The following is a 26,722-nucleotide window of genomic DNA, read 5'->3' as shown; positions in this document are numbered from 1 at the left end:
ACAAAGTCATAATTCAACCATTTTCAAGTAATAAGTCAATGATCAAAATTCTTGTTAATAGCTTTTTTATCCTATTTTTTGCAGTTCCAGCCGTTTGGGCAGCACCTCCAGAAGATAATTCTAATGCAGCAGATGCTAATAGTAATTTGGAGGGACAAGTCAATTCTGTTTCCCAATTTTCTGATATTAGACCGAGTGATTGGGCATTCCAGGCATTGCAATCACTGGTTGAACGTTATGGTTGTATTGCAGGTTATCCTGACGCAACCTATCGTGGCAACCGTGCTTTGAGCCGTTACGAGTTTGCAGCTGGTTTAAATGCCTGTTTAAATCGGGTGAATGAATTAATTGCTGCGGGCACTAATGATTTAGTCAAGAAAGAAGATTTGGTAGTGCTGCAAAAATTGCAAACAGAGTTTGCGACAGAATTGACAACTCTCCGTGGGCGGGTGGATACGCTGGAGGCACATACAGCAATGCTGGAGAAACAGCAATTTTCTACTACTACTAAGCTGAATGCTCAAATTATTACCGCCATTAGTGATACTTTTGGTAATAAAGTAGGTGGCGAACGCGATGAAAGCAAAATCTACTTTGCAAACCGGGGTCGTCTCAACTTTGAGAGTAGCTTCACCGGCAAAGATTTATTGCGAGTCCGGTTGGAGTTTGGCAACTTTGCTAATTCCAATGGTGCAAGCCAAATTGCCGCAGCCACAGGCACTGGAATGACACGCCTGAACTTCGACAACGACAGCAACGATACACTTTTTGTTCCCCACATCCGTTACTACTTCCAAGTCAGTGATTCTCTTAACTTTGTTGTTGGGCCCACAGGCATTGGTTACACTGACATTTCAACCACCGTCACTCCCGCCACAATCGCTGACGACGGCAATGGGGTTCCCTCACTATTTGGGTCATACAGTCCCTTATTCCGGCGAGGTGGCGGGGGTGCAGCCGCTAACTGGAACATTAGCAAAGACTTCGTTCTCACCTTGGGCTATTTAGCAAGCAGTCCCAATGTCCCATCGGCTAGCAGCGGGTTATTTGATGGCGGCTACAATGCCCTGGCGCACTTAGCCTATTATGGTAAGCAAGGAGCGATCGGTGTTGCTTACTCTCATGGCTATAGCCCTGGTGGAGTAGTCGATATCGCCGCTGGGACGGGTAGCGCTCTGTCAAACGCTCCCTTTGGCAACAACATTGCTACTTCCAACAACATTGTAGGCGCACAGGGATTCTATCGCTTCTCCCCGAATTTCCAAATCCACGGTTGGGGTGGATATATTTGGGCAAATGCCAAGAACTCTGGTTTGAGTGATATTTCCAATGGTAGGGGTGGAACAGATTCTCTGTTTGTAAACAATGGTGACAATGCCAATGTCTGGTTTGGGGCGATTGGGATGTCGTTTCCCGATGTGGGGGGTAGGGGTAACTTGCCAGGAATTCTCTTTGGTATACCACCGCGTGTCTCTAACAGTGATGTCCGTCAAGACCGAGACAACGCTTATCATATCGAAGCATTCTATCGCTACCGACTGAACGATAATATTTCAGTGACTCCTGGTTTTTGGGTGATTCTCAACCCGGAAAACGATAGCAGAAATGATACCCAGTATGTGGGTGTGATTCGCACAACCTTCGATTTTTAACTGAATGTGAATGATCTACTTGATTAACAGAGTGCTGATTTGAAAAACCACATCTGTCGTAGGGGCACAGCAATGCTCATTAGTATCAACTTAAGCTAAAAACTTGACTAGAAACAGCTTTTAGAGATTGCCTCGTTACCTCGTTAAAAGTCTCAGACGAGAATGCTAGTTCGGAGGCTCCGCCTCCCTCTCCTGGCGGCACAGCCGCTAGGGTATGCATTTCCAGCCAGAGAATGGAAACGAGATTTTACGAAGATTGTGGCTTAAGTTGACACCCATAAGCATTGCTGTGCCCCAAAAGTGCGGGTCTACTATCAAGGAATGATTAATAAAAGCCTGAAACGACCTATGCATGGTAAATGCATACCAAGATTAATTTGTACACTGTGTAAGTCCTAACTTTATACAAAAATTTCCCTACAGTACATATGCATTTACTTACTTTCATGGTAATTCAAGCTTTTATTTAGCAGTATAAGTACATAGACTACTGTATTTTTTATATAAAGAAGCTTTCAAAATGTGGTCATTTTTTTGAACGTGCAAGTACCTTGTAAATACTGAAGTACCAAAAATTGTTTCCCAGCTACGACTTCTTGCTAGCCTATTTTCTGCCAGGATTTAAAAGCAAATTTTCAATGTTGGGTGCAAGATTTGGAATTGTAAAAGTTGTAGTAACTCGCACATTAACCTACCAAAAATATTTTATGAAGACAAGGTACAAATTAGCACTTGTAACCGCTAGCATTGCTTTGGGTTTTGGTGTAATCCAAGCTAAACCAGCACAAGCTGCCACACTTAGTGGCCCGGTTTACATCTATGCTGCGGCCAGCTTGACCGACACCCTACCCCAGGTTGAGGCACTTTACAAGCAAAGCAACCCCGACGTCAGCTTTGTGAATACCTTTGGGGCTTCTGGTACTCTGGCTACTCAAATCATAGCGGGAACAAATCCAAATCCAGTAGATATCTTCTTCTCAGTATCCCAAGCACCGTTAGACCGTCTGCAAGCTGCCAACAAACTAATACCAGAAACCAGACAAGATATACTAAACAACACCTTGGCTATAATCACGCCGATAAATTCAACCATATCTATATCAAGCGTTCAAGACCTATTACAGCTGAATAAAGTGGCTATTGGTAATCCTGCGTTTGTTCCAGCAGGAGTATTCGCCCAGCAATTATTTGCCAATTCCGGGATATCGGGGCAACTCAATCTTGTCTTCGGCTCGGATGTGCGTGATGTACTATCATTAGTGTCAAGCAACACTGTAGATGCGGGCATTGTTTACACCACAGACGCTCTAACATTACCTAATCAAGTCAAAATTGCATACACTCCGCCTATCAACCTTTACTCTCCGATTGTTTATGGCTCTGCTGTACTCAGACAAACTCAAAACCCAGACGCAGCAAGGGACTTCAACTCCTTTCTAGGTAGTTCTCAAGCGTTAGGCGTGTTTCAGGTATCTGGATTCTCGCCTATCCCCGAACCTATGACTACTGGTGGCTCAATAGCAGTAGGTATAGTCGGCCTGATGATGAAGCGAAAGGTAACGGCAAAAGCCAAAGCCAGAACTAAAGCAGCAGTAGATTAAAGGTTTTTGGCTGTATTCTCAATCAAAATTAAACTCATAACTGCAAATAGGAATCAACCCAGGTATAATCCTGACTTTTTACGTGATGTAGAAAGTCAGATTATCCTGAATCAATAGTTGCAATTCATTATCCCGGAATATTGGATTGTAGATTACGGTGCATTGGCAAGCAGGCGATTTATCGGCAATCTTAAACAGCCCACACTATCGATTTATTGGCTAGTTGAGGGTGAGTACCAATTAAGCCTGTTTCGTGGAAGCGAGCTTCTAGCGGATGGGCTGCAATAATGCGTCAGCAGGGAAATCAACCTGGACATAGCCATCTCGCCCGGAGGTCTGAGAATGTGTTTGTTTGAGCAAGTCAGCCGCTAATTGCAAGTCTGGCGTAATTAAATAATCATAGTATGAATCGTTCCGTGACATATTCCATTACAACTGGTTGCAAGAAAAATAACCCATCTGTTTTTTCGAGCAGCGATCGCCGGATCAGCGAGTTAATTAGATTAAGTACGCTTTGCTGATAGACTTGATCAACAACATTTTCTACGAATCTCTGCAATCGAGACTGGCTCACGATGAATCCCCTGCCAAAACATCCCTCTCTGTTCGTTATCGGCTAAGAGACTTCCAAATAATAAAATCACCATTTACAATAATAATCATTATCATAGACTAGCGGGAGGGATGAGCACCCATTGGCTGCTCATCCCTTCCTTTTTGTTGAGTAATTTATTCCTTGGAAGTCTCTTAATGGTTCGCAACAGCTTACTTCTTCCTTTTGTGTTGGTAAAGCTAAAACTTTAACGTTTTCATGGCTTACCAACCAGTTGAAATAATCTTCAAGCGTACAAGCACCGAGCCTCCATTTTCTGGGACAATTTATTAAGTACAAGAAGATAATTATAAGTTCATCAAGTGTAGATACCGCTACCATTTCAGGCATTGAGCAGACGAGGGCAAGGCATACGCTCGGAAGTTAAAGGAGGCAGGCGTTACAATCACAGCAACGCGCTACCTTGGCACGATTCATGATTTCGTGATGTTGAATGCAATCGCAGATACACCTGCGACACGGGCTGTGATCGCCCAGGCAACCACGATGCTTCGAGATATTTTTGCCAAGTAACGTTTAGGTGACTTGAAATTTTAGAGATATCTTCCCAGTTGAGCAAAATATCACAGAATATCACAGAGGTTATAGCAGCCATGACTTTTGCATGGAAAAAAGTTCAAGGGTTTTTGCTAGTTTTGCTACTAGCAGTTAGTGTTGTCGTCAGTTTATTGATCGGCCATCCAAAATCAGCAGTTTCGCAGAAATTACCCCCGACGTCGAACTCTAAGCCTTCTATTGTTCTCGTTCATGGTGCTTTTGCTGATGCTACGGGATGGCAACACGTTATCCCGCTCTTGGAACGGGATGGCTATACAGTCACTGGTGTACAAAATCCCCTCTTATCGCTGGCCGAAGACGTTGCCACAACTAAGCGGGTAATTGATGCCCAAAAGGGTTCGGTCATCGTTGTTGGGCACTCCTATGGAGGCGCGGTGATTACGGGTGCCGCAGTAGATAATCCTCAAGTCAAAGCACTCGTCTATATCGCCGCTTTTGTACCGGATGTAGGAGAAAAGATTGGGCAGTTGAATAGTAAATATGAACCGCCTTTGCTCAGTACAGCCCTCGTGCCTGATGCGGCAGGCTTACTCTACATAGATCGGGCGAAGTTTCGTGATGTTTTCGCCAAGGACGTGTCGGGAACCGAGGCGCGAGTGATGGCAGCGACGCAAAAGCCTATAGCCAGCGCGGCATTTGATCAGTCGCTGGATAAGGCCGTTGGGAAGACAATCCCCTCGTGGTATCTCGTCGCCCAAGAAGATCGGGCCATCAACCCTGAGCTTGAGCGATTCATGGCCAAACGAATCAATGCCCAAACCACCGAGATTAAATCGAGCCATGTGCCTTTTATCTCTCATCCGAAGGAGGTTGTCAAACTAATCGAACAGGCGGCGACTGCTGTTGCAAAGTAACCAGTGATACATAAGCATAGCTTGATTGTCCAAGGGACTTGCAGTTAAAAAAACATCCCGTCTCTGGGGCGCAAGGCTTTGCGCCCCGACAAATGTACAAATAATTTTGGATAGTTTATTTTTTGTCAGTCTTTAATATCAAGTCCGGGTAATCAGTTATTAGTGAAGAAGGCAGGAGGCAGTCTGGCTTGAAGTAGCTATGTTGAAATTTATCTGTTGCTCTCAACCCCATCTAATTTTAAACCAGTGATTGTCTCCACGGGCGGCGTAAACCCAAGGGCGATCGCAGTTTAAATTCCAGATTTTGAAGATCCCCCCTTAAAAAAGGCTTGCTGATGAATTTCTTTTACCCCCTTTAGAGGTCGCCGCAGGGGGGACCTTAACCAAACCGTATTATTTCACAATGCCTTTATCTTGCCAAATGGTGCTTCGCAATTAGATATGTTTCTCCCCGAAGTCGCCCAAATTTTGATTGATGCTGCGATGGCGGTAGCCACTCCTTACGAGAGTATCGCTTCTTCTCATAAAAGCGTACCTATTTTGGAAGATTTAATTCGCAATGCTCTAATGAAAGATGACTCAACGGAAGTACAAAATGCACTGCTGAGTCGTCTGGTACCACAACCATTCGTTCTTTTCAATACTAAGGTCAACACCAATAACTTCTTTGCCTTAAACATCCCTCAAACAGTGTTGTTCTGCAAAGATGACCGCTCGCTTCCACCGGTAACCTATCTCAAGATGGCACAAAGCCTTGGCACGTATGAGCTAATTGAATGTCCCGGAGGTCATGAAACGCTGTTTATTGATCCCAAAATTATTGCAGATGCACTGACAAAAATCACCACTAACCCTACATTTCATGCGATCGCATAGTGTGCTGGCAACTCAGAGAGCATTCGGGAAATGGTTAATTTTTACAAGCCGATGCATTGGCGTTGTCAGTCAATGCATTGGCATTACAAGCCGATGCAATAGCATTGTAAGTTGATGCAATGCTATTGTAAGCCAATACATTGTCATTGTCAGTCGATGCATTAACATTGCAGATCAATACATTAGCATTGTCAGTCGATGCATTAACATTGCAGGTCGATACATTGGCTGTGAGATACTAAAATTGGCTTAGTATTTGTGTACAATTACATCCTGCTCATGGAAAACTCTACCTACCTGCTAATTTTAAATTAGCTTTGCTTTTAGAGTCAGGTGTTACTAAGCCATTTGAAGCCCAATATCAAAGGTTGCTGCGTAGCCAAGGTTTGTTTTAGTAAGCTTGAGCAACATTTGTTGGCCACCATCTTGAAAAATTCCGTCTCCAGCATTCTTCAAATTGCGTTGTCCCTTGCTGACGTATGGTGTTTGGGTGTGTACTTGATCTGTGATCGAGTCATCAAAGTATAGCTGCGACGTAAACTCATAACTCTGGGCTGATGGCGCATCTGTGCGAACCTTAAAGTGGATATGGACGGTTCTACCTTGATACCAACCAGGATAATTGGTTGTGAACTGGACAGTTCCATTCGCGTCCGTCACTTGATAGCCGCGCAGGAACTTTTTGCCGACGGTACTAAAACCTGGATCTGTCACGTCCGAATAAACGCCTAGCGCATCACAGTGCCAAATATCCACGATCGCATCTGCGCGTGGTGTACAGCCAGTATTGCCAATATGCAAAACCCGCAGCGTCAGTTGGAGTGGTACGCCGTCTTTGACTGAACCGTCCCCCGGATCGGAACGGATGTCGGAGCGGTTGAGTTTTTCGTCCACGAAATAGGGCCCTTCGGTCTGCTCTGGAGTAACGACACATGCAGGCAATGTACCATTGGCTGAAAATGATGCTGGGACGGCTACACTCGATTTTACTTGTATGGATCTAGACTTTATCGGTATGCATCCAACTACAAGTATTGCGGCTCCAACTGTTTTAAATAGAGCAAGTGCCTTTCTTCGACTCAGAAGACCACTTATTTGACAATCATCTTTTTTCATACTGTGTTCACCATGCTTTTTTAAAGGTGATATTAAATACTTTCCCAGGAGTTCTAATCACTAATAAATGTGGATTAAATAACCCGCCACTCTTCTAAGATACAAGGGTGCGTTACGGCAAGCTTAAGAAGAAAAAATCAAACCGCAAGCGTCCCAACCGGAAAAAGTCAGTTGCGATGGCGTAACCGCCCGCTGGAAGCGATCGCTGATTTTTCTCTAAGCTCGACTTTATCCATTTTTTTCGCAACAGGCTCAGTATCGCTAAAACCTTTGTAGGACAGTAGTTTTACTTTTTTAATTTCATCGATAATCTGTGGCGGGGAAAAAGTATTTGCCAAAAAGCCAGGGTTTTGGCCGGATAAAGAAAACTGAGTTCTTAATTTTGGATAAAGTCGAGCTAAATGCGATGGTCTATGTCCAAAATCTGTGAACTGTTTAATTCGATCCTTGATTCTCAGCGAAAAAATCTTTACTCAAAATTCAATCTATCAAAATAGTGAATTCGTTTAACCACTTATGACGCAAAAACCTCTATCTAAGGAAGGATATGGCTAATAAACTAAATGAAGTAGAAATAGGATACTAAATCAGATGAAAATTGCATTCTATGAAACTGAATTATTTCACAAAACAGGTTTCTACAGTAAAACGCTGGATGGCTACAACACTGTTTTGTATGTTAGCGATCGCTTTTGTTTGGCAAGGTGCGTTTTTCTCAAACACCTCAGCAATGGCTGATCCTGCTGGAACCTTGATTGCATCGGCCGATGCAGGCGATCAAGTTAAAGACAAAACCAGTAAAGATGCTGGACGAGCCAAAAATTTCATTGATGATACGGCAGATAAAGTTAAGGAAGCTGCCAAGAGCAACGCCAGTAAAGTTGATGAAGCAACAGACAATGGTAGTTTTGCTGAGCGCAAAGCCAAGAAAGATGCAGCTACAATTCAGAAAAGAGCAGATGAAGATTCGGCTCGCACTAAAGAAGCAGTAGATAACACAAAGAATGTAGTTGAACGTGCTGTTGAGAATATCAAGGATGCTTTCGGGAAATAGAGAATAGATATAGCAATCTTATTTGATTTCGTTCAAATCAAAAGGCTTAGATTTCCGACTTCTTAGAGAAGTCGGAAATCTTGTTGTTCACAAATAATTTAGGAAAGTCTAAATTTATTTTATAAATTAATTTATACACTCTGTGCTGTGATAGCTATCGTCATTTTATTCGCTAATTATGCAAGAAGTAAGACAAAATTTCTAATTAATTTAGAAAGATTATTTTACTAAACAAATACTGACTTAATTAGAAGATTTTGAGTAAATTTATATACATATTTTGTTACTCAGATGAACTGGCGATCGCTGATAAAATTAGCTGCTGTTACCGAAGAAGAGAAGAAATAATTGCTAAATATTTAGCAGCAATTATGCTGATTATAAAGTTATAAATGAGATATTTAGCTTTCTTTTGTACTAACTTGAAAAGACAAAAATGAATGATCTAGTTGAGAAATTTCCGCAGAATGCTCCTAAAACGCTTGGTTTTTTATACAACCTAAAATTCTTTTTAAGTAGCATTACTTATTGACAAATGTGCTATAGATTTAGCTAATTGCAACCTTATTTTGACGAATTGTTAATGGGTCACAAATTTTTCACCATCATCAATTACGAAGTTATACTTTCCACTACAACTTAGTAACAATATAAGAGTCTGATTATGTGGATAACCCGGCCGTGGGAAAATCAAAATACCGAAAACCTGAATTTAGAGAGGAAAACCCTATAATATGCATCTGAGCGAAATCACCCATCCTAACCAGTTGCACGGTTTATCTGTTCGCCAACTGCAACAGATTGCCCGTCAGATTCGAGATAAGCATCTCCAAACCGTAGCAGTTAATGGTGGACACTTGGGGCCAGGGTTGGGTGTTGTAGAATTAACACTAGGACTTTACCAGACACTGGACTTAGATCGGGATAAAGTGATTTGGGATGTAGGACACCAGGCTTATCCCCACAAACTGCTTACAGGACGCTACGATCGCTTCCATACCCTTAGACAAAAAGACGGAGTTGCGGGTTATCTCAAACGCTGTGAAAATAAGTTTGACCACTTTGGAGCTGGACATGCTTCTACAAGTATTTCAGCGGCATTGGGCATGGCTTTAGCGCGAGACTTGAAAGGGGAAAAATTTAAAGCCGTTGCTGTTATTGGCGATGGGGCGCTGACTGGGGGTATGGCTTTAGAAGCCATCAACCATGCCGGACACTTGCCGAAAACTAACCTGTTGGTTGTTCTCAACGACAACGACATGTCTATATCTCCCAACGTCGGCGCGATTCCCCGCTATCTGAACAAAATGCGCCTCAGCCAACCGGTGCAATTTATTAAAGATAATCTTGAGGAACAGTTTAAGCAAATTCCCTTCGTTGGCGAATCCCTGTCTCCGGAACTCGGACGCATCAAAGAAGGTATGAAACGCTTGGCTGTTCCCAAGGTAGGTGCAGTTTTTGAAGAACTCGGCTTTACCTATATTGGACCAGTGGATGGGCATAATCTAGAAGAATTGATTGCCACTTTTCAACAGGCACATCAAATACCAGGCCCAGTTTTGGTACATGTAGCGACAGTCAAGGGCAAAGGCTATGAAATTGCCGAACTAGATCAAGTTGGCTACCACGCCCAAAGCCCCTTCAGCGTAGCAACTGGCAAAGCCATTCCTTCCAGTAAACCCAAACCCCCGGCTTATGCCAAAGTCTTTTCTCACACTCTGGTGAAACTTGCCGAACAAAACCCCAAAATCATTGGGATTACTGCGGCTATGGCAACGGGGACAGGTTTAGATAAACTTCAAGCAAAACTACCCAATCAATATATTGATGTCGGGATTGCTGAACAACACGCTATTACTCTAGCAGCGGGACTTGCAACCGAAGGGATGCGCCCCATCGCCGCCATTTATTCTACCTTCCTGCAACGCGCCTATGACCAGATAATTCATGATGTCTGCATCCAAAACCTTCCAGTCTTTTTCTGCTTGGATAGGGCAGGAATTGTCGGATCTGATGGCCCCACCCACCAGGGTATGTATGACATCGCTTATCTGCGTTGCATTCCCAACATGGTAATGATGGCACCTAAAGACGAAGCAGAACTCCAACGTATGGTAGTAACTGGTGTTAACCATACTAGTGGCCCGATCGCAATGCGCTACCCTCGTGGCAATGGCTACGGCGTTCCCTTGATGGAGGAAGGTTGGGAACCTTTGGAAATCGGCAAAGGCGAGATTCTGCGTACAGGCGATGACGTGTTAATCGTCGCCTATGGCACAATGGTTTATCCAGGAATGCAAGCTGCGGAAATTCTCAGCGAACACGGCATTGAAGCAACTGTAATTAATGCCCGTTTTGTTAAACCTTTGGATACTGAGTTGATTTTGCCTTTAGCTAAGAAAATTGGCCGCGTCATCACCTTGGAGGAAGGCTGTGTCATGGGTGGCTTTGGTAGTGCGATCGCTGAAGCCTTGTTAGATGCAGATATTCTAGTTCCTGTCAAGCGATTCGGTGTACCAGATGTATTGGTAGATCATGCTGAACCCAATGAATCTAAGACAGAATTAGGTTTAACTAGCCATCAAATAGCAGAGAGAGTTTTGCAAGCTTACTTTAAGCAGCAAGTATCTGCTGTTGTTTAGTTAATTTTTTGTAGTAATGAATCGCCCATACTTGTTATTCAGGTGTGGGCGATTTGCTTGTGAAAACGGCAAGTTTAATATTAAAAATATCATGTTCGGTTAAACCTTAGTTAATTACCGAAAATGATCAAGTATTAAATAATTACTGAAATTTATTTTTATTTTTCCATTATCTGTATACTTAATTTAGTTAATTATTAGACTAATTATACTATCAATTCAATAGCAGTATCAATTCAGTAGCAAGCGATCGCTTTATAGTTTTCATGGGTTAAACAAGTAAAGTTTAACCCCGTATTTCGTCGTACTTTGTTCAAATAGATTGATTATCTCCAACTCATTCTCTCTGCCAACAACGCGATCGAAAATGCAACGGGTGGCACAGGCAATGACCGTCTGACTGGTAATGCACTGAGTAACACTCTGATTGGTGGTGGCGGAAATGACCAACTGCAAGGGTTAGCAGGGAACGATACCTATTCTTTTGTAGCTAATAGTGCTTTGGGAACCGACACAATTATAGAAACCACAACAGGCGGTACTGATACTATTAACTTTAGCGGTACTACAGTTGCCGTAAACCTAAATCTAGGTGTAATCACCTCGCAAACGGTTAATAGCAATCTCAAACTCATTCTCTCTGCCAACAACGTGATCGAAAATGCAACGGGTGGCACAGGCAATGACACTCTCACTGGTAATACACTGAATAACAATCTGATTGGCGGTGACGGAAATGACACGCTTCAGGGAGGTAATGGTGATGACCAACTCTTGGGAGGACTGGGCAATGATATTCTCACTGGTGGAACTGGGAAGGATAAATATCAGTTCCAAAGTAACGGGGTTTTTAGCACAAGCTTAGGTGTTGATAGCATCACTCAGTTTGAAGCGGGACAAGACCAGATTGTGCTGAGTAAGACCACCTTTAATGCTGTTACTAATAGCGTGGGTCAAGCTTTAACTGACTTTGCAGTTGTCACTAACAATCAATTTGTCAATGCTAATAATGCACATATTGTCTTCAGCCAAAGTAGTGGCAGCCTATTCTATAATCTGGATGGCAATCTTCTAGGTACGGGAACAGTATTTGAGTTTGCCCGTTTAGGCAATCCTAATATTACTTTGAATAGTAGCAATTTCAGCCTGATTGCCTAGAATACCAATTCAGTAATCTTAGAAGAACCTCTCCCTCAACCCCTCTTTGCTTCAGATAGGGGCTAGGGAGTTAGGTTTCGCTCATACAAATTTTCCCAGTACCCAGTTCAATCAGCGTTGCTGATTGAAAATATGAATTAGCCTCACGCAAAGGCGCAAAGGTACAAAGAAAAAGAAGCTTATTTATAGTTAATAATTCGTGTGAAAAGTCAGACAGTTGGTTCCTGGTATTTAACTCCTCGTTTTTTGTGACGGTCATCAGCAACGATAGGATAAACAATGCTGCGTAACCGATTAATCGCACCGACAGGACGATGCACTGCTAAACCATTCCCAGGAGAAAAACTGAGATTTTCCCCAAAGTCATTTTCTTTGGAAGAATTAACCTGCTGATGCTTAACTGTTAGGCGACCAACTGTAAAGAAGGGTGATTCTTTTTCATTCCAAACAATGGTGGTATCATCAATTGACATCTCTGGGCTAGTTTGAAATTGGATTTGAAAGTCCCAACAATATTCAGCATCAGGCTTTGCTAAAGCTTTAATAATATCTTCTCGGTAGTAATTGTCCTCTGAACCTGAAGCTTTGGCACGCTGAAGCTCACTTTCTGGTCTGGACTCAAGAGGAAGTTGTTGATGAGGTGGTTGACTGGAAACTGGAGTAAATCCATATTTAATCACAACCGGATATTCCACAGGAATTCGACCTGGTTGTGATGGATCAAAATCAGATTTGAGTCCCAAAGAATACGCTGAAGCACTCCAATAGCGTTCTGTGAGCAAACTTTTGGGAAAGCGTTTGAAACTGTTTTTTAGAAGTGTGGATTCGTAGGGATGCGACTTTAGCCATAAAAGCACCAATAGCTTAAAAAGCGGAAACAGCCCTGCTCGATAAACCGTCAAGAAAAAGCTGTGGAAGTCTTTGATGGTTCTAACAAAAAAGAATTCGGTATTGTGGGTAATAATATCTTGGGTTTTTAACTCGTGACTTTGTGGTAGTCTTTCTCCTTCTACCCCAACCACTTTTACGGACATGGAGCGCGTATCTCCTTCATAATCATTCTTTACAGAAAACGCACCATTTGCAAATCGTAGCCAAACTGGATATTGTTTCGGTTTGGCAAATAAACCTTGTTTTAGGGAAATGGCTTGAAGTTGAGCTTCAGTTAATGAGGTGCGTTTGCTCAATTCTTGCTTAATTGCTGCTTCATCAAAGTCAAAGATTTCTAGAGTTCCTTGTACAGCAGCGTTAGTTTTAGAGTGGGTATCTCTCTTTGCAGTTTTTTTCTTCTCACCTCCGTAAAGATTCTCCATGTTCTTTTTGACTAGCTCACTCATGCGATCGCAATATTTGGCTTCGTCTTTTTCTGGATACTCGGTAAAAAGTTTCATTTTTTTAAAAGTAGGATTAATTAGAAAATACTTTATGTGTCTTTAACAAGTAGGGTGTGTTTCATCACTTGTAACATACCACAATTCATTAGGTAATCAAACTGGCTGCCAATTTTGGCGATAAAAAGAAACTCTATACTTTTTCCCTTGAGGAATATTGCGATGCACTACTTGGGAGAGGGTTTTTGTATTCTGAATCTCCTCCCAACCTACTGGTGAAAATGTTTCTGGGTTAAAGACATTTTCTGCTAGTAGAGGATTAGTAAACGCTTGAGAAAAGGCATCAATTCCTATTAGTCGTCCGACTAAGGGTGGTAAAGCTGAATTTTGTCGTAAATCTTCTGCGTAGAGTCCTACATACAACTCAATATTGTCTACATGACCATACAATCGTTGCAGTTGTTTTTGGACTTTTTCATCGCTACTAATCTGATTGAAGTTGGTTATACGGGGATACTTGCATAATTCCCGATAATCGTTATAGCTTCTTAATTTTGCCTCACGACCCATGCGAATACTAGCTATTTCAGTGGGAATGAGAAATTCAGGCGTGTTGAATAAACTCAGTTGTGCTGCGGGTTGAGAACAACTTTCTTCAAAGATGGCTCCTAATCCCTTGTTAATAATCATGTCGTTGTTCCACATTGAGGCAGGCATGGGAAGCTTTTGCCCGTTATACATTAAAGTATCGGGTAACATACTATGCCAACGATAGACCAAACTAAATTCCACCGACATCCAATTATGGCGATACCACTTTTCATCAGTGAACGCTAGCGGATCAGTGAAAAATTGAAAGTGATAAGGAGTTATGTGGTTGATGTAATCTTCTAAAACAATTTTGAGAAATTCAGCCATGACAATATTTCTTGCCGTTTGAAAAAGGCGTTCATCGTCCCAAGTTGGATAATTTTTTGCCAATAGATCGCACACGCGATTATGTTCCCTTAAGGAAAGAACATTCAGCATGACATAGCCGATTTGCACGTTTGCTCGTTCTACTTCCAACCCCATCGCAAACAACTTCTGTTTCTTTTCTAGAGGAAATGTTTCTGCTTTTGGGGTGGACTCATCGGTGTAAAGATGGGGCAAACCTCTAAATTCTTCTTTGGGTTTTCCATCTTCGTCATAATAAAAGGGAGGATATTCTTCCCCATTAATAATTTGGCTTTTTAACTTACCGCCTTCATCCGATCGCAGCAAATGTGTAATCTTTGGATTTAACCCATAGACATTGCACATATCGATGTGGTGGTTAGAATTATTCCTACGTGGCTCGTGGCGATCGGTTCTAAGAAAGCTATCTGTAAACCATTGAACAAAATAGGGGAAAATTAGAGAGGATTTAGGCGAGTATTTCGTTTCCCCAGTTTTGCGATACAAAATCTCCAAATCTTGAATCGGCGGCAGATTTTTCTCAAACTTTTCCGCAGGTGTTAAATTAATACCGATATAGTTTTCATTAGTCAAGGGTTTCCAATCTAGAGGTGGTAGTTGGAGTCCCGAATATGTTCGATCAATCAACGAATCCCAGGATGTATAGGGAGACATTGTACTAAACGGATATGGACGAGTCGGAATTTTTAAAATGGCATTGTTAGTAAGAGTTTTGTTTACTTTTCTAGCAAGACCTGGGTTGCTTTGAATAAAGTTCCAAACTGGTTTAAAGCCTGTTAAAATCGCCGTCTCAAGTTTGTTTCTAAATCCATCTCTTGATGTGTCTCTTTTTGCGGTCATAATTTCTCCTTTAGAATCGCTTGTTGACTTAATAGCTTGCTTTTGTTTGAAAATAACACTTATTTATGCTGATGGTTTTGGCAATACTGAAACATTAGCAGGAGCGCTAAAGCAGGCGCTCCTTTAAACAACATTATTAAGAAATTAATTCAATTGATCGATAATCTTTTGTAGATTTTTCGGTCGATAGTCCTTGCGACTTTTCAAACGGTTGATCGTGCTTTCATGAATATCTTCAATGACATCCCCGACCTCACGAAACTTGATTCCAGCCAATTTAAAGAATCCAACATCGTTCTTAAAGTCACATTCATAATTGGGATTAATGCCTGTCGGAATCACACTTGGATCTAAGTCAAGCCCCAATCCCAGGACACCAACCGAATCAATCATCCACTGTAAGGCAGCATCTGATAACCCGCTGTATTCTTCGGTTCCACCGCCAACGCAACCATGCCCACCTGGAAACCACTTTTGAATCACCCGCTGCTTTTCAGCTTCAGCATGCTTTTTCATGGGAGTGACATCAAAGATTTCGCGGATTTCGTCGATCGCCACAGCGTGCAATGCATTCTCAACACATTTGTTTAAAGTAGTATCATGGAATCTGTACCGCTTATTTAGCTGCTCGTTCAACTTGCTGAAGGCGGGTATCCCAGGAATACCAAGGGCACCAACGGTATCAAAACAACCCATCAAGTTGATAGGGACGCGATTGCCGTAGTCTTTACGGTGTTCTACTGCTGTCTTATCCTTGGGTTTAATACCTCGGTCACGGTAAAGCTCGTAAGCTTCATGTGCTTTGGTGACATGGGGGCGGTCTAGAAGACCAGAACAATAGATCATCCCTGCTAGACTTCTAACTGTGTAAGCACCGCGACTGAAGCCGAACAGATAGATTTCATCACCAGTAACATAATTGAGACTAATAAATCGGTAGCAATCTTCTATATTTTTATCGATTCCTAGTCCGGTAGCTCCTCCTAAAATCTTTTGACTCTCGGTTCCAATGCCCTCGTCATAAAATATGATTTGTGTAACCCCGTCACTGGCAATAGGTTTCACGGATTGAGCTAACTTAACCACATTGCTTGGGTAAGGACTTATTAATTGTTGCCAGGTTCCATCACAGCATATAACAAGACGTTTCATAGTTTTATTTCAAAGCATTTGAGTAATTTATCAATAATGTTGTTGGTTTTATAACACTTTTTACTAACTAAGGAAAATCAACTTTTATGACAGCGATCGCAGCGTTAAGTTAAGATAAATTAAGGCGATCGCACTAGCACTAGCAGCAGCATCGCTCAAAGCCTGGGCTTCATCCTTCATCGAAGGACTAGTATCAATAACGATAACTAAATCAACAGTAGGTATAAAGCTTGCCTGCTTAGTCATGCTTTTTTCCTTTTTTTCTTTTGGTTGAAACTAAAGAATTTCACACTTGAAAAGGATAATAATTTTCAATCTCATCAAAAAATTAAAACCTAGTTTAAGATAAAAGTTTACTTATTTTAGTGTTTTAAAAACAAGAACATAAATGTCATATATTTTACCTGTAATTAAAATTTTTAAAAATAATTACATATATTTTTGCTTTTGTCAATAAATAAATGTCATAAATAGCCCTTTCAAGGTAAGTAAAATTTTTAGTTAAGGAATTTCTCTTTAATCTTTTTACTATCTATCATACGTAGATTATTAGTTAAATAAATTACTTAATAAGAATGATTAAGTAGAAATACTGTAGTTAATGAAATTTGGTTTTTAAAATAAAATTATCAGTGTGCATTAAAGTAAAAAATATTGCTTATCTACTAATTACTATTGCTATGACACCTTCCACAAACCAGGTTTATCCCGTTATTTGGCATAATGACTCAGTGTCACTAATTGATCAAACCCGCTTACCCAACGAGTATACATTTGTGGAAATTCACCGCAGCGAAGATATGGCGCGGGCGATTAAAACTATGATTGTCCGAGGTGCGCCTGCAATTGGTGTGGCTGCGGGGTATGGAATGTATCTTGGTGCTAGAGAAATTGAAACAAGCGATCGCCACGAATTTTTGCAACACTTAGATAAAGTAGCCCAGTTGTTGCGTTCTACTCGTCCGACGGCGGTGAATTTATTTTGGGCAATTAGCCGGATGATCAAAGCTGCCTACGAAACGTTGGGAACAGTAGAAGACATCAAGCAAACCCTTTTCCAAACAGCCCAAGCAATCAACGCTGAAGATTTGCAAACCTGTCAAGCGATCGGTGACAATGGTTTGGCAGTCTTGCCCACTACCCCAAAAAAGCTGACGCTACTTACCCACTGCAACGCTGGGGCGTTAGCTACTGCTGGTTATGGCACAGCCTTAGGTGTTGTGCGTTCTGCTTGGAGGGAAGGACGTTTAGAGCGTTTATTTGCCGACGAAACCCGTCCCCGCTTACAAGGCGCAAAACTCACCTGTTGGGAATGTGTGCAAGAAGGAATTCCAGTCACATTAATTACTGATAATATGGCAGCCCATTGCATGAAACAGGGTTTGATTCATGCTGTAGTTGTGGGTGCTGATCGAATTGCTGCTAACGGTGACACTGCTAATAAAATTGGTACATATAGTGTTGCGATCGCCGCTAAAGCACATAATATCCCCTTCTTTGTCGCTGCACCCCTTTCCACCGTTGATTTTGAATTAACAGATGGCAGCAAAATTCCCATTGAAGAACGCGATCCAACAGAAATCTATCAAGTTGGTGATACCATTCTCACACCTGCAGGTGTAGATTTTTACAACCCAGCTTTTGATGTGACTCCGGCTGAGTTGATTACAGCAATCATTACAGAGAATGGAGCGATCGCACCTCATAAATTAGCAAAATCACAGTTAAAGCAATTAGTGTAATTGACGTTTAAATTGATGGGCAAATAAGTTCGTAGTAAGGACTTTAGTCCTTACTACAAACTTTCAATCAAAACTAGCTTGACGAACTACTAGAAGTGAACTTCTCCCTGTCTTAAACTAATCCACAACTTTTCTTCTCAGCCTTTCTAGTTCCTCATTTACATCTTCCTCATCCATGTGAGAAAGTTCGTGTGCTAGACGAGCCTGACGCTCTAAAGCCTCAGATTTCGCTGTTGTCTCACTTACTGCGATCGCATTTTCCCAGACATCCCATTTATCTTTCTTGTCTTCGAGGTTCTGGATTAGTGTTTTTGCATTGAGTGGAGTCGAGGTTTTTATCGGGCTACACAAAACCTTTGTGGACTGATTTTGAAAATCATAGACAACATCAAACACCTTAAACTTGCACCAAGAGCTAGGCTTACACTCGTCTATTGGTAAAACCAAAGTTTCACCAATTCGAGGAAGCCACTTACAGTTTGAAAGTTCAGCCACCATTTTGCTGACTGCATCAACACTCCAAACAATACGGAGCTTGAAATCTTGAGGGTTGGGTGTCAAGAAAGGCGCATTATTTTTCATTGGTCATTCCCTTGCTCTTTATAACAGTCATCATCTGGTGATTTGTTTTCAGCAAAGGCGCGATGAGATTCGCAAGCATCGATTTTAGCTCGTCTAGCGGCATCGTCAAACGACCTTACTAAGGGTGTTTTAGCCACAAACTCATTGAGTAAAAAACCAAAAACGATGAATATAGCCGGAACTAGCACGAATATGAATAGAAGACCCTGGACAATCATTTTCTTTTCAGAGGGCTTGTCTTCTTCTAAAGGTTTTTCTTGATCGCTCACGATTACATCACGACTAACTGCTATATCTAGCAAGCCCAAAACCAACTCGTGTCTAACCACTTCTTAAAAAATTTTCACGTTACAAGCTCAAATATACTTTTATCCCTAAAGTTCAACTCTTTCCCTCTCCGACTCGGAGAGGGACGGGTTTTGCGTAGTAAAACCTCTTAGAGGTCTTTTTATTCGACTAACTAACCCTAGTAAACTTAACCAAAATGCTGAATAATTGCCTCGGCAAATTCAGAACATTTTAAGGGTTCAACTGGCGGTTCTAGTAACCGGGCTAAATCGTAGGTGACTTGGCTACTCGCGATCGCATCGCTTAAACCTTTCTTAACTAGGTCTGCGGCTTCTTGCCAACCCATAAATTCCAGCATCATTACACCAGACAAAATCACTGAACCAGGATTAATCCGATCTAAGCCGGCGTGTTTGGGTGCGGTGCCGTGGGTAGCTTCAAATATGGCACTAGCATCACCAATATTTGCCCCTGGCCCCATTCCCAAACCACCAACAATGGCGGCGGCGGCATCAGACAAGTAATCGCCGTTCAAGTTCATCGTCGCCAAAATCGAATACTCATCCGGTCTAGTTTGGATTTGTTGAAAAATGCTGTCAGCAATCCGGTCATTCACCAAAACTTTATCTTTCCATTTGCCCTCGCCGTGGGTTGCCCAAATTGTGTTAAGAACAGTTTCAACTTCCTTGACAACTTGCGCTTTCTTATCTGGAGTTAGAGCATCAAACCCAGGCTCAATCTGGCGGGCGTTTTCTTCCAAGGAAATATTGAGGTTATTTTCCTTGTTACTCAAAATCCAAGATTCCTGTTCAGTGACTGTTTCTTGACGAAATTCACTGGTTGCTAATTCATAACCCCAATCGCGGAAAGCCCCTTCGGTGTACTTCATAATGTTGCCTTTATGCACCAAAGTCACCTGTTGCTTGTGTTTGGGCAATAGCAAGGCGTGTTTAATGGCACGTCTGACTAGACGTTGGGAACCAGTTTTGCTGATGGGTTTGATGCCAATACCAGAATCAAGAGGAATTCGTTTTTTCCCATGTTCTGGAGTGGCGGGGATCAGTTCTTCATTGAGAATTTTAATTAAGCGATCGCCGATTTCGCTACCTTGTCGCCACTCAATGCCTAAATAAATATCTTCCGTATTCTCTCGATAAACAATTACATCCAGCTTTTCAGGATTTTTGTGCGGTGAGGGCGTACCTGCATAGTAACGGCAAGGACGCACACAGGCATACAAGTCAAAAATTTGCCGCAGCGCCACATTTAAAGAACGAATTCCCCCCCCAATGGGAGTAGTCAAAGGCCCCTTAATAGCTACACCATATTCTTCAATAGCCGTGAGAGTGTCTTGAGGTAAATATTGATAAGTGCCGTATAAATCGCAGGCTTCGTCCCCAGCGTAAACCTTGAACCAACTAATTTGACGCTGACCCTTGTATGCTTTGGCTACCGCAGCATCTAGCACTTTTTGAGTAGCAGGCCAGATATCTATACCTGTACCATCGCCCCGAATAAAGGGGATAATTGGATTGTCAGGTACGATTGGTTCACCATTTTTGAAGGTGATTTTTTCTCCAGTTGTGGGGGGGGTAATCTTGTCGTACATAGTTCACACACTCCTAATCGATACGCTGCTAGTTAAAAAAACCTTATGTGGCAGGCTTGTATATTTTGCTGTGTCTTTTGTTTACCAAGCCATAAGGCGTAGATTTTCCCCCTATTCCCCTTGTACATTATTTGGGGATTAAGTGTGGGATTCAGTGAAGCGATCGCAATTTTGTACGATCAAAAATAGTAAACTACTTTTCGCTATCAATGCTTCGCCTTAGAGAATGCCCGATAGCTTACACTCTTTCACTGACCGCTAACACAAGAATGGCATGACAGACCCAATGATTTTATCAGGCCCTGCTAATGACATCGACTCCCTCCGACTACCGTTAATCGCTGGGTCTGAAAAAGTCCAACAACAGATAATCCCACAGTTAGCTGAGTTGGGTAATCAGGGATTAGACGTGTTGATGGAATTTTTACTGAAACGACGTGAGAACCAAGCGACTTGGGTTGATGGCAAAGCTTACCAAGTCCTCTACAACTCTGATGCACCTCAAGCCAAAGAATTTCTGCGCTCCTGTTTTCCTGAGGGAATTGTACCTCTAAAATCAGAGTGCGGGATTAACTACAATTCTTTGCAACAGCTACTGGCTGTTCAAGACTTCCAAGCAGCTGATCGCGTCACCATCGAAAAAATGTGTGAACTCTCAGGGCCAACGGCTGTACAACGAAAATGGTTGTATTTTAGTGAAGTAGAAAATTCCCCGGCTGTTGACTTGCAAACCATTAACAACCTCTGGTTAGTCCACTCCGAAGGTAAATTTGGCTTTTCAGTGCAGCGAGAAATCTGGTTAAGTTTGGGTAAAAACTGGGAGAATTTCTGGCCGAAAATTGGCTGGAAAGCAGGTAATACCTGGACGCGATACCCTAACGAGTTTACCTGGGATTTGAGTGCGCCTAGAGGTCACTTACCCCTCTCTAATCAACTTCGGGGAGTACGAGTCTTTGCTTCTTTACTCTCTCACCCTGCTTGGTCGAAGAATCTAGAAAAATGATTTTGAGCCTACGTACAAATAGATTATGATAAATCCCACTAACCGAGAATTCTCCGTCATCATTGAACGAGATGAAGATGGCTACTATGTCGGAGAAGTCCCTTAGTTAAAAGCCTGTTACAGTCAGGGAGAAACAATTGATGAGTTAATGGCTAATATGGAAGAAGTAATTGAACTTTGTTTAGAGGATGTCTGAGAAGTCAGTCCAAAATGTCATGCTGTAGCAAGATACCGTAGGGTAGTAGCGACAGTTTAGTATTTGCCCAGCATCTCATAACTTAATAGTAAATTCGCAAACTTTTCAGACATTATCTTATAATCAAAAAATGATGAAATAGTACCTGCAAATTCAGGTATTTAAAAGCGTGATTTAATAATTTCATGAAGTTTGAGTGGAACGAAAACAAAGCGGCAATAAATATTTTAAAACATCAGGTTTCCTTTGAAAAAGCCAAAACTGTTTTTGATGATCCGCTCTATGTTGACTTCTATGATCCAGACCATTCTGATGATGAGGAGCGTTACCTTATTATTGAAGAATCAAGTCGGGGACGCTTACTAATCATGTCGTATACGGAGAGAGGAAATTCGATTCGTCTGATTAGCGCAAGAGAAGTAACGCGATCCGAGCGAGAAGCATACAAAGAAGGGTAAGCCATAAATGGAAGACGATCTGCGTTCAGAGTATGACTTAAAGAGCCTAAGGGTCAGAAAGTTCGGCCCTGAACGGAAGAACTTTGGTAAGACAACAATTCGTTTAGAACCTGATGTTGCAGAAGTTTTTCCCAATGCTGATGCTGTCAATGAGGCTCTAAGATTTCTGATTAGAGTTGTGCAGGAAAACCAAGTTTCTGCACTTACAAAGCAGCCTCACAGTTCCTGAGAAGGGGCGAATAAAAGCCCCTAGTGCTGAGTTAAAAGTGCCGTAGATCCCAAACTGTAAATATCAAAATGGATAATGGCAAACGTTCGTCTAGAAGATATTAAGCGTAGATTTAATAACGTCACCGCGATTGAGGATATTACCTTTGAAATTCCTGATGGCGAGTTTTGGGTTCTAGTCGGACCATCGGGTTGTGGTAAATCTACAATTTTGCGAACGATCGCTGGTTTAGAAACCGCTACATCTGGCAAACTCTTTATTGGCGATCGCTTGGTGAATAATATCCCAGCCAGACAACGGGATGTGGCGATGGTGTTCCAAAACTACGCTCTCTATCCTCACATGAGTGTGGCAGAAAACATCGGCTTTGGCTTGCAGATGCGGAAGGTAGACCGGAAAATCATTCAAGAACGGGTGATGAATGTGGCGCGATCGCTTTCTCTGGATCACCTGCTGGATCGTAAACCCAAACAACTTTCTGGGGGACAGCAACAACGGGTAGCATTAGGGAGAGCGATCGCTCGTGAACCACAAGTGTTTTTACTTGACGAACCTTTATCTAATTTAGATGCCCAATTGCGTGATGATACAAGGGCAGAATTGAAACAGCTACATCAAGAGTTAAGCATTACAACTATTTACGTCACCCACGATCAAGTTGAAGCGATGACTTTGGCTGATAAAATTGTTGTGCTAAATCGAGGGCAGATTCAACAAATCGGCGATCCCCAAACTATTTATACAAGTCCTGCTAATCAGATGGTGGCAAGTTTTTTAGGCAGTCCGCCAATGAATATCTTGCCTGCAATCTATGAAAATAACGGTTTTGATGTGAGTGGGCAATTATTAGCGATTCCAGCAGTTGTGAAAGAAAAATTACAGTCGCGTCAAGGACACAGTTTTGATTTGGGGATTCGTCCAGAGCATATAAAAATTAACACTGACTCAGAACGGGCTGAACAACAGCTATCCGCTAACAGGACTCAAAACTCAGGACAGTTATCAGTAGAAGTTAAAGTGGTGGAACCTTTAGGAAGGGAAACTTTGATTCGTACTGGTTTACCTGGTTCGGCGGTGATATTGAATATTCTGGTGGGTGGGGATGTGCGTCCGCGTCCAGGCGATCGCCTTTCTCTACAACTCGATTTAAATCAATTGTTTGTGTTTGATCCCAAAACTGGGGACAGAATATTATAAATAGTTTTTTAAGCTGCCAAAAATAATCACCAATTCCCAATTTTTTGTAGCCATAATCTAAGAAAATAAAAACTGCAATACAGACTTCATGGATTAGCTGCAAAAACTTATATGACTATTAATCGACGCCATTTCTTGTTTTTACTCACAGCAGGTGCGGGTGCTTTTGCATTAGATGCTTGTGCATTGGCAGAGAAATCTTCTGAAGGAAACACTGCAATATCAAAGACAACACCAAATATAACACTAAATACAACAGGGGCTATCCAAGTACCGCCTTTACCTTACGCCTACGAAGCACTGGAACCACACATTGATGCCAAAACGATGCAATTTCACCATGATAAACACCACGCAACTTATGTAAAAAACCTGAATGCAGCCTTAGCCAAACACCCAGAACTCAAAGGTAAAACTGTTGAAGAACTGTTGCAGAAACTTGACAAAGTACCACAAGATATTCGCAAAACAGTACGCAATAATGGCGGTGGTCATGTGAACCACTCAATGTTCTGGAAAATTATGAAGCCGAAAGGTGGGGGAGAACCAACAGGAAATATAGCCTCTGCGATTAATCAAAATTTTGGCTCTTTTGCAGCTTTTAAAAAACAATTTAACGAAGCTGGTGCTGGTCGTTTTGGTAGTGGTTGGGTTTGGCTGGTGCGTAACAAAGCTGGCAAGTTGGAAGTGACAACTACAGCTAATCAAGATAGTCCCTTAAGTGAAGGTAAATATCCCATCCTGGGTAATGACGTATGGGAACATGCATATTATCTCAATTACCAAAATCGCCGCGCCGATTATTTAGATGCTTGGTGGAACGTGGTTAATTGGGATGAGATTAACAACCGGTTTGCAGCAGCAAGTAAATTTGCCTGAAACCAGACAATAATTTAGAGTTATATGCGCTTAAAAGCTGGCAACAGAAACAACATCCTGCTGTCAGTTTTTTTATGTGATGCCAAATGTGTAAAGGATAGATTGTTTCACCAAAAACCATACGCTGATCTCCGGCACTATAAACTGCTACTTTTACCAATTTATAAAGTTATGTAACTTTCGGCAATATTTCTAGCTAGCAAGTTGATAGCTACTAAACAAGCAGTTTTTGGCTGAAAAAAATGGCAGTTACCCACGGCACTACAGACCCTAGCACAAAAAATAGCATTAGAGGAAATGACACAGGTATGCAATTGATCCAACAGTTCGGAAAACTTTTAACTTTTGTAGTCTTAATAGGTTCCTCAATGGTTTCAGCATCTTCAGTTAGCGCAAAACAATTACCAATAGACCAAGACCCTGGACCAATATGGAATCCACTATCTACTAAGAAAGCCATGACTTGGATTATCAACACTGTTATCTATACCAATGTATACAACAGTGGCAAAACCTACGCCCAAGTTAGATATGATAGTCAAACCGATCCCTATTCTGGTGATACTTCTGTAAATCAATCCCTGTCACTACTTTGCATTCGTAAATCACTGGAACTCGCCGTTGATCCGATTCCAAATCAGACTCAATCCGCTATTACGCCTGGTGGTGCATCTAAAAACTCTTGGTCTGGTGGAGAAATCTTCGCTATTCCTAACGTTCTAGGTAGCTCCTTGGTGTCTCCAGAAGTAGCAGATGGTAAATGTGACCAAGCTGGTCAAGAACGTTATCATCTATCTGGGTTCAGGATGGCAGAGTTTCATGATGGTAGCGCTCCAAATGCAGGTTGGGGTTTTTGGGCACAATCCGACGATCCTAATCTGAGTAGCCCAGGTATTCGCTATTGGGTGAAAATTAACGATCAAAATGCGAATCCTTGGTAAGTAGTAGTTGAGCTGAAATATGGGGTGCGATTCGTTTTAGAGAAACCCATTTCTACAGTTGCAGGAATCGATTAATGAATGCTAGTAAGAGATTCTAGAAAGCTTACGACAAAACCCTCAGAGTCCTTATCCATCGCTCAACTTCTGTTTACTTCTTGCATAAATCAAAAATAAGACTCCACTCCTAAGAATTTCCTCTTAGAAGTGGGAATGTTAAGGACTTTTGCAAGAAGTCTAATATCTTTACCAAACCTGCTCTGAAAAAGTTTGATTTTTGCTCACCTCTTCCCCTTGCGGGGAGGAGTCATTTTATGTGGCTAATTCATCCTTTTACTCAGCAACACCCTCTTTCTTGCACAAACTCCTACTCAAAGCGGTTTTTGAGAAGGTACACCTACAGCACGAGGAAAATTAAGTGCTGTGTTTGCTACCTTACGCACATAAAGGCAATGACGGATGCTATTACTTAGAGGAGTGGTAAATTTTTCAATTAACTCAATCACACCACCTAACTGGTTAACAGCATTTTGTAAATCCGTCGTTTCTTCCTTTGTCCAATTACCGCGATAAATTATGGCTAAACCTCCCTGTTTGATCAGTGGTAAGGTATATTCTACACAGACAGAGGCTGCCCCTACAGCACGGATCAATGCAATATCGTAAGCTTGTCGATGCTGGGGGTGCTGACCGATTTCTTCAGCCCTACCAACAAAAGTTTTGGCATTGGTAAGGGCAAGTTCAGTTAGTATATTGTCAATAAAAGTAATTTTTTTCCGAGTGGAATCGAGAAGAGTAATTGTGCAATTAGGTACAGTAATTGTCACTGGAACACCCGGAAAACCTGCGCCTGTACCGATATCGATGAGAGTGGAGGGAGCAGAGGGAACAGGGGAGCAGGGAAGTAGAGGAGTAGGGGAGAAATTTGCTGATAATAGAGGTGCAATTCCTCGCAGAGAATCCCAGAGATGTTTTTCCCAAAACTCTTGGGGATCAGTGATTCGAGTTAAATTTAGTTGGCGGTTCCCTTCTAGGATTAACTCATAAAGCCTTTGGAATTGGGCTTGCTGTTGGGCTGTTGGTTGCCAATTGAGAGTTTGCTGCCAGATTTCTGCCATCTCAGGCAATAAGTAAGTCATTAGTTAGGAGTTAGGAGTTATTTTCTTTATCTACTTATCTACCCATCTCCATGATCTC

General features: G+C 41.9%; 26 protein-coding genes and 3 pseudogenes. 17 read left to right on the top strand and 12 right to left on the bottom strand.

Annotated elements, in window-relative coordinates; genetic code table 11:
- The first annotated feature begins 38 nt into the window (after positions 1 to 38).
- The 3 genes and pseudogenes from V7K21_RS04255 to V7K21_RS04245 form a co-directional block, all read left to right on the top strand.
- Positions 39 to 1,652: an iron uptake porin gene (locus V7K21_RS04255; protein ID WP_335171834.1), complete on the top strand. Its 1,614-nt coding sequence runs from the start codon at positions 39 to 41 to the stop codon at positions 1,650 to 1,652.
- Between the two features lie 707 nt (positions 1,653 to 2,359).
- Positions 2,360 to 3,253, top strand: coding sequence for a molybdate ABC transporter substrate-binding protein (gene modA / locus V7K21_RS04250; protein ID WP_335171831.1), 894 nt, complete (start codon positions 2,360 to 2,362; stop codon positions 3,251 to 3,253).
- A 129-nt stretch (positions 3,254 to 3,382) separates the two neighbouring features.
- Positions 3,383 to 3,541 (top strand): annotated as a pseudogene (locus tag V7K21_RS04245) (Uma2 family endonuclease); the annotation flags it as partial.
- Here V7K21_RS04245 and V7K21_RS04240 read toward each other — a convergent pair.
- Complete coding sequence (locus tag V7K21_RS04240; protein ID WP_335171851.1) at positions 3,521 to 3,676, bottom strand: hypothetical protein; 156 nt, start codon at positions 3,674 to 3,676, stop codon at positions 3,521 to 3,523. The pseudogene V7K21_RS04245 and the gene V7K21_RS04240 sit on opposite strands and share 21 nt — an antisense overlap.
- Positions 3,651 to 3,827 carry a hypothetical protein gene (locus tag V7K21_RS04235; RefSeq protein WP_335171829.1) on the bottom strand — a complete coding sequence of 59 codons (177 nt, stop codon included), beginning with the start codon at positions 3,825 to 3,827 and terminating at the stop codon, positions 3,651 to 3,653. The genes V7K21_RS04240 and V7K21_RS04235 overlap by 26 nt, the downstream gene beginning before the upstream one ends.
- A gap of 632 nt (positions 3,828 to 4,459) precedes the next feature.
- Between V7K21_RS04235 and V7K21_RS04230 the strand changes: the two genes are divergently transcribed.
- Entirely contained in the window at positions 4,460 to 5,278 is an 819-nt protein-coding gene (locus V7K21_RS04230; RefSeq protein ID WP_335171827.1) for an alpha/beta fold hydrolase, read from the top strand.
- 414 nt (positions 5,279 to 5,692) lie between these two features.
- Positions 5,693 to 6,154 carry a hypothetical protein gene (locus V7K21_RS04225; RefSeq protein WP_335171825.1) on the top strand — a complete coding sequence of 154 codons (462 nt, stop codon included), beginning with the start codon at positions 5,693 to 5,695 and terminating at the stop codon, positions 6,152 to 6,154.
- A gap of 339 nt (positions 6,155 to 6,493) precedes the next feature.
- On the opposite strand, the gene V7K21_RS04220 is transcribed toward V7K21_RS04225, so the two are convergent.
- The gene (locus V7K21_RS04220; RefSeq protein ID WP_335171823.1) at positions 6,494 to 7,270 is read right to left on the bottom strand and encodes an intradiol ring-cleavage dioxygenase; all 777 of its coding nucleotides are present in this window, start codon (positions 7,268 to 7,270) and stop codon (positions 6,494 to 6,496) included.
- A gap of 167 nt (positions 7,271 to 7,437) precedes the next feature.
- Complete coding sequence (locus V7K21_RS04215) at positions 7,438 to 7,608, bottom strand: hypothetical protein (RefSeq protein WP_335171820.1); 171 nt, start codon at positions 7,606 to 7,608, stop codon at positions 7,438 to 7,440.
- Between the two features lie 269 nt (positions 7,609 to 7,877).
- Here V7K21_RS04215 and V7K21_RS04210 point away from each other — a divergent pair, with 269 nt between their 5' ends.
- From V7K21_RS04210 to V7K21_RS04195, 4 genes and pseudogenes are all read left to right on the top strand, one after another.
- Positions 7,878 to 8,324, top strand: a complete 447-nt coding sequence (locus V7K21_RS04210) for a hypothetical protein (RefSeq protein ID WP_335171817.1) — start codon at positions 7,878 to 7,880, stop codon at positions 8,322 to 8,324.
- A 734-nt stretch (positions 8,325 to 9,058) separates the two neighbouring features.
- Entirely contained in the window at positions 9,059 to 10,966 is a 1,908-nt protein-coding gene (dxs, locus tag V7K21_RS04205; protein ID WP_335171815.1) for a 1-deoxy-D-xylulose-5-phosphate synthase, read from the top strand.
- A gap of 321 nt (positions 10,967 to 11,287) precedes the next feature.
- Positions 11,288 to 11,431 (top strand): annotated as a pseudogene (locus V7K21_RS04200) (hypothetical protein); the annotation flags it as partial.
- A 36-nt stretch (positions 11,432 to 11,467) separates the two neighbouring features.
- A complete protein-coding gene (locus tag V7K21_RS04195) occupies positions 11,468 to 12,124 on the top strand; it encodes a M10 family metallopeptidase C-terminal domain-containing protein (RefSeq protein WP_335171813.1) in 657 nt (218 codons plus the stop codon).
- Between the two features lie 209 nt (positions 12,125 to 12,333).
- On the opposite strand, the gene V7K21_RS04190 is transcribed toward V7K21_RS04195, so the two are convergent.
- The 4 genes from V7K21_RS04190 to V7K21_RS04175 all read right to left on the bottom strand — a co-directional run bounded on the left by V7K21_RS04190 (position 12,334) and on the right by V7K21_RS04175 (position 16,650).
- Positions 12,334 to 13,515, bottom strand: a complete 1,182-nt coding sequence (locus V7K21_RS04190) for a catalase (protein WP_335171810.1) — start codon at positions 13,513 to 13,515, stop codon at positions 12,334 to 12,336.
- A 96-nt stretch (positions 13,516 to 13,611) separates the two neighbouring features.
- Complete coding sequence (locus tag V7K21_RS04185; protein WP_335171807.1) at positions 13,612 to 15,252, bottom strand: peroxidase family protein; 1,641 nt, start codon at positions 15,250 to 15,252, stop codon at positions 13,612 to 13,614.
- A 144-nt stretch (positions 15,253 to 15,396) separates the two neighbouring features.
- Positions 15,397 to 16,404, bottom strand: a complete 1,008-nt coding sequence (locus V7K21_RS04180) for a DUF2235 domain-containing protein (RefSeq protein ID WP_335171805.1) — start codon at positions 16,402 to 16,404, stop codon at positions 15,397 to 15,399.
- 84 nt (positions 16,405 to 16,488) lie between these two features.
- Positions 16,489 to 16,650, bottom strand: a complete 162-nt coding sequence (locus V7K21_RS04175; RefSeq protein ID WP_335171803.1) for a hypothetical protein — start codon at positions 16,648 to 16,650, stop codon at positions 16,489 to 16,491.
- Between the two features lie 434 nt (positions 16,651 to 17,084).
- On the opposite strand from V7K21_RS04175, the gene mtnA reads away from it, so the two are divergent.
- Positions 17,085 to 18,146: an S-methyl-5-thioribose-1-phosphate isomerase gene (gene mtnA / locus V7K21_RS04170; protein WP_335171800.1), complete on the top strand. Its 1,062-nt coding sequence runs from the start codon at positions 17,085 to 17,087 to the stop codon at positions 18,144 to 18,146.
- 117 nt (positions 18,147 to 18,263) lie between these two features.
- Here mtnA and V7K21_RS04165 read toward each other — a convergent pair whose 3' ends face one another.
- From V7K21_RS04165 to V7K21_RS04155, 3 genes are all read right to left on the bottom strand, one after another.
- Positions 18,264 to 18,728 (bottom strand): hypothetical protein, encoded by a 465-nt coding sequence (locus tag V7K21_RS04165; RefSeq protein ID WP_335171798.1) that lies wholly within the window; start codon positions 18,726 to 18,728, stop codon positions 18,264 to 18,266.
- Positions 18,725 to 19,057, bottom strand: a complete 333-nt coding sequence (locus V7K21_RS04160; protein ID WP_335171796.1) for a hypothetical protein — start codon at positions 19,055 to 19,057, stop codon at positions 18,725 to 18,727. The genes V7K21_RS04165 and V7K21_RS04160 overlap by 4 nt, the downstream gene beginning before the upstream one ends.
- 146 nt (positions 19,058 to 19,203) lie before the next feature.
- Positions 19,204 to 20,625: an NADP-dependent isocitrate dehydrogenase gene (locus V7K21_RS04155; RefSeq protein ID WP_335171794.1), complete on the bottom strand. Its 1,422-nt coding sequence runs from the start codon at positions 20,623 to 20,625 to the stop codon at positions 19,204 to 19,206.
- 274 nt (positions 20,626 to 20,899) lie between these two features.
- On the opposite strand from V7K21_RS04155, the gene V7K21_RS04150 reads away from it, so the two are divergent.
- From V7K21_RS04150 to V7K21_RS04120, 7 genes and pseudogenes are all read left to right on the top strand, one after another.
- Positions 20,900 to 21,628, top strand: a complete 729-nt coding sequence (locus V7K21_RS04150; RefSeq protein WP_335171792.1) for a GUN4 domain-containing protein — start codon at positions 20,900 to 20,902, stop codon at positions 21,626 to 21,628.
- 25 nt (positions 21,629 to 21,653) lie between these two features.
- Positions 21,654 to 21,824 (top strand): annotated as a pseudogene (locus V7K21_RS04145) (type II toxin-antitoxin system HicB family antitoxin).
- A gap of 185 nt (positions 21,825 to 22,009) precedes the next feature.
- On the top strand, positions 22,010 to 22,282 hold the full coding sequence (locus tag V7K21_RS04140) for a BrnT family toxin (RefSeq protein ID WP_335171789.1): 273 nt from the start codon (positions 22,010 to 22,012) through the stop codon (positions 22,280 to 22,282).
- A gap of 7 nt (positions 22,283 to 22,289) precedes the next feature.
- Positions 22,290 to 22,511, top strand: coding sequence for a hypothetical protein (locus V7K21_RS04135; RefSeq protein WP_335171787.1), 222 nt, complete (start codon positions 22,290 to 22,292; stop codon positions 22,509 to 22,511).
- Between the two features lie 75 nt (positions 22,512 to 22,586).
- Entirely contained in the window at positions 22,587 to 23,708 is a 1,122-nt protein-coding gene (locus V7K21_RS04130; RefSeq protein WP_335171785.1) for an ABC transporter ATP-binding protein, read from the top strand.
- 111 nt (positions 23,709 to 23,819) lie between these two features.
- Positions 23,820 to 24,587, top strand: coding sequence for a superoxide dismutase (locus tag V7K21_RS04125; RefSeq protein ID WP_335171783.1), 768 nt, complete (start codon positions 23,820 to 23,822; stop codon positions 24,585 to 24,587).
- Between the two features lie 242 nt (positions 24,588 to 24,829).
- The gene (locus tag V7K21_RS04120; protein WP_335171781.1) at positions 24,830 to 25,528 is read left to right on the top strand and encodes a hypothetical protein; all 699 of its coding nucleotides are present in this window, start codon (positions 24,830 to 24,832) and stop codon (positions 25,526 to 25,528) included.
- 368 nt (positions 25,529 to 25,896) lie between these two features.
- Here V7K21_RS04120 and rsmG read toward each other — a convergent pair whose 3' ends face one another.
- Positions 25,897 to 26,664, bottom strand: a complete 768-nt coding sequence (gene rsmG, locus V7K21_RS04115; protein ID WP_335171778.1) for a 16S rRNA (guanine(527)-N(7))-methyltransferase RsmG — start codon at positions 26,662 to 26,664, stop codon at positions 25,897 to 25,899.
- Between the last annotated feature and the right edge of the window lie 58 nt (positions 26,665 to 26,722).

It is taken from the genome of Nostoc sp. (genome assembly GCF_036919595.1).
Taxonomy (GTDB): Bacteria; Cyanobacteriota; Cyanobacteriia; order Cyanobacteriales; family Nostocaceae; genus Nostoc.
The sequence above is the reverse complement of the archived record's forward strand: the minus strand, read 5'-3'. Positions and strand labels throughout refer to the sequence as shown.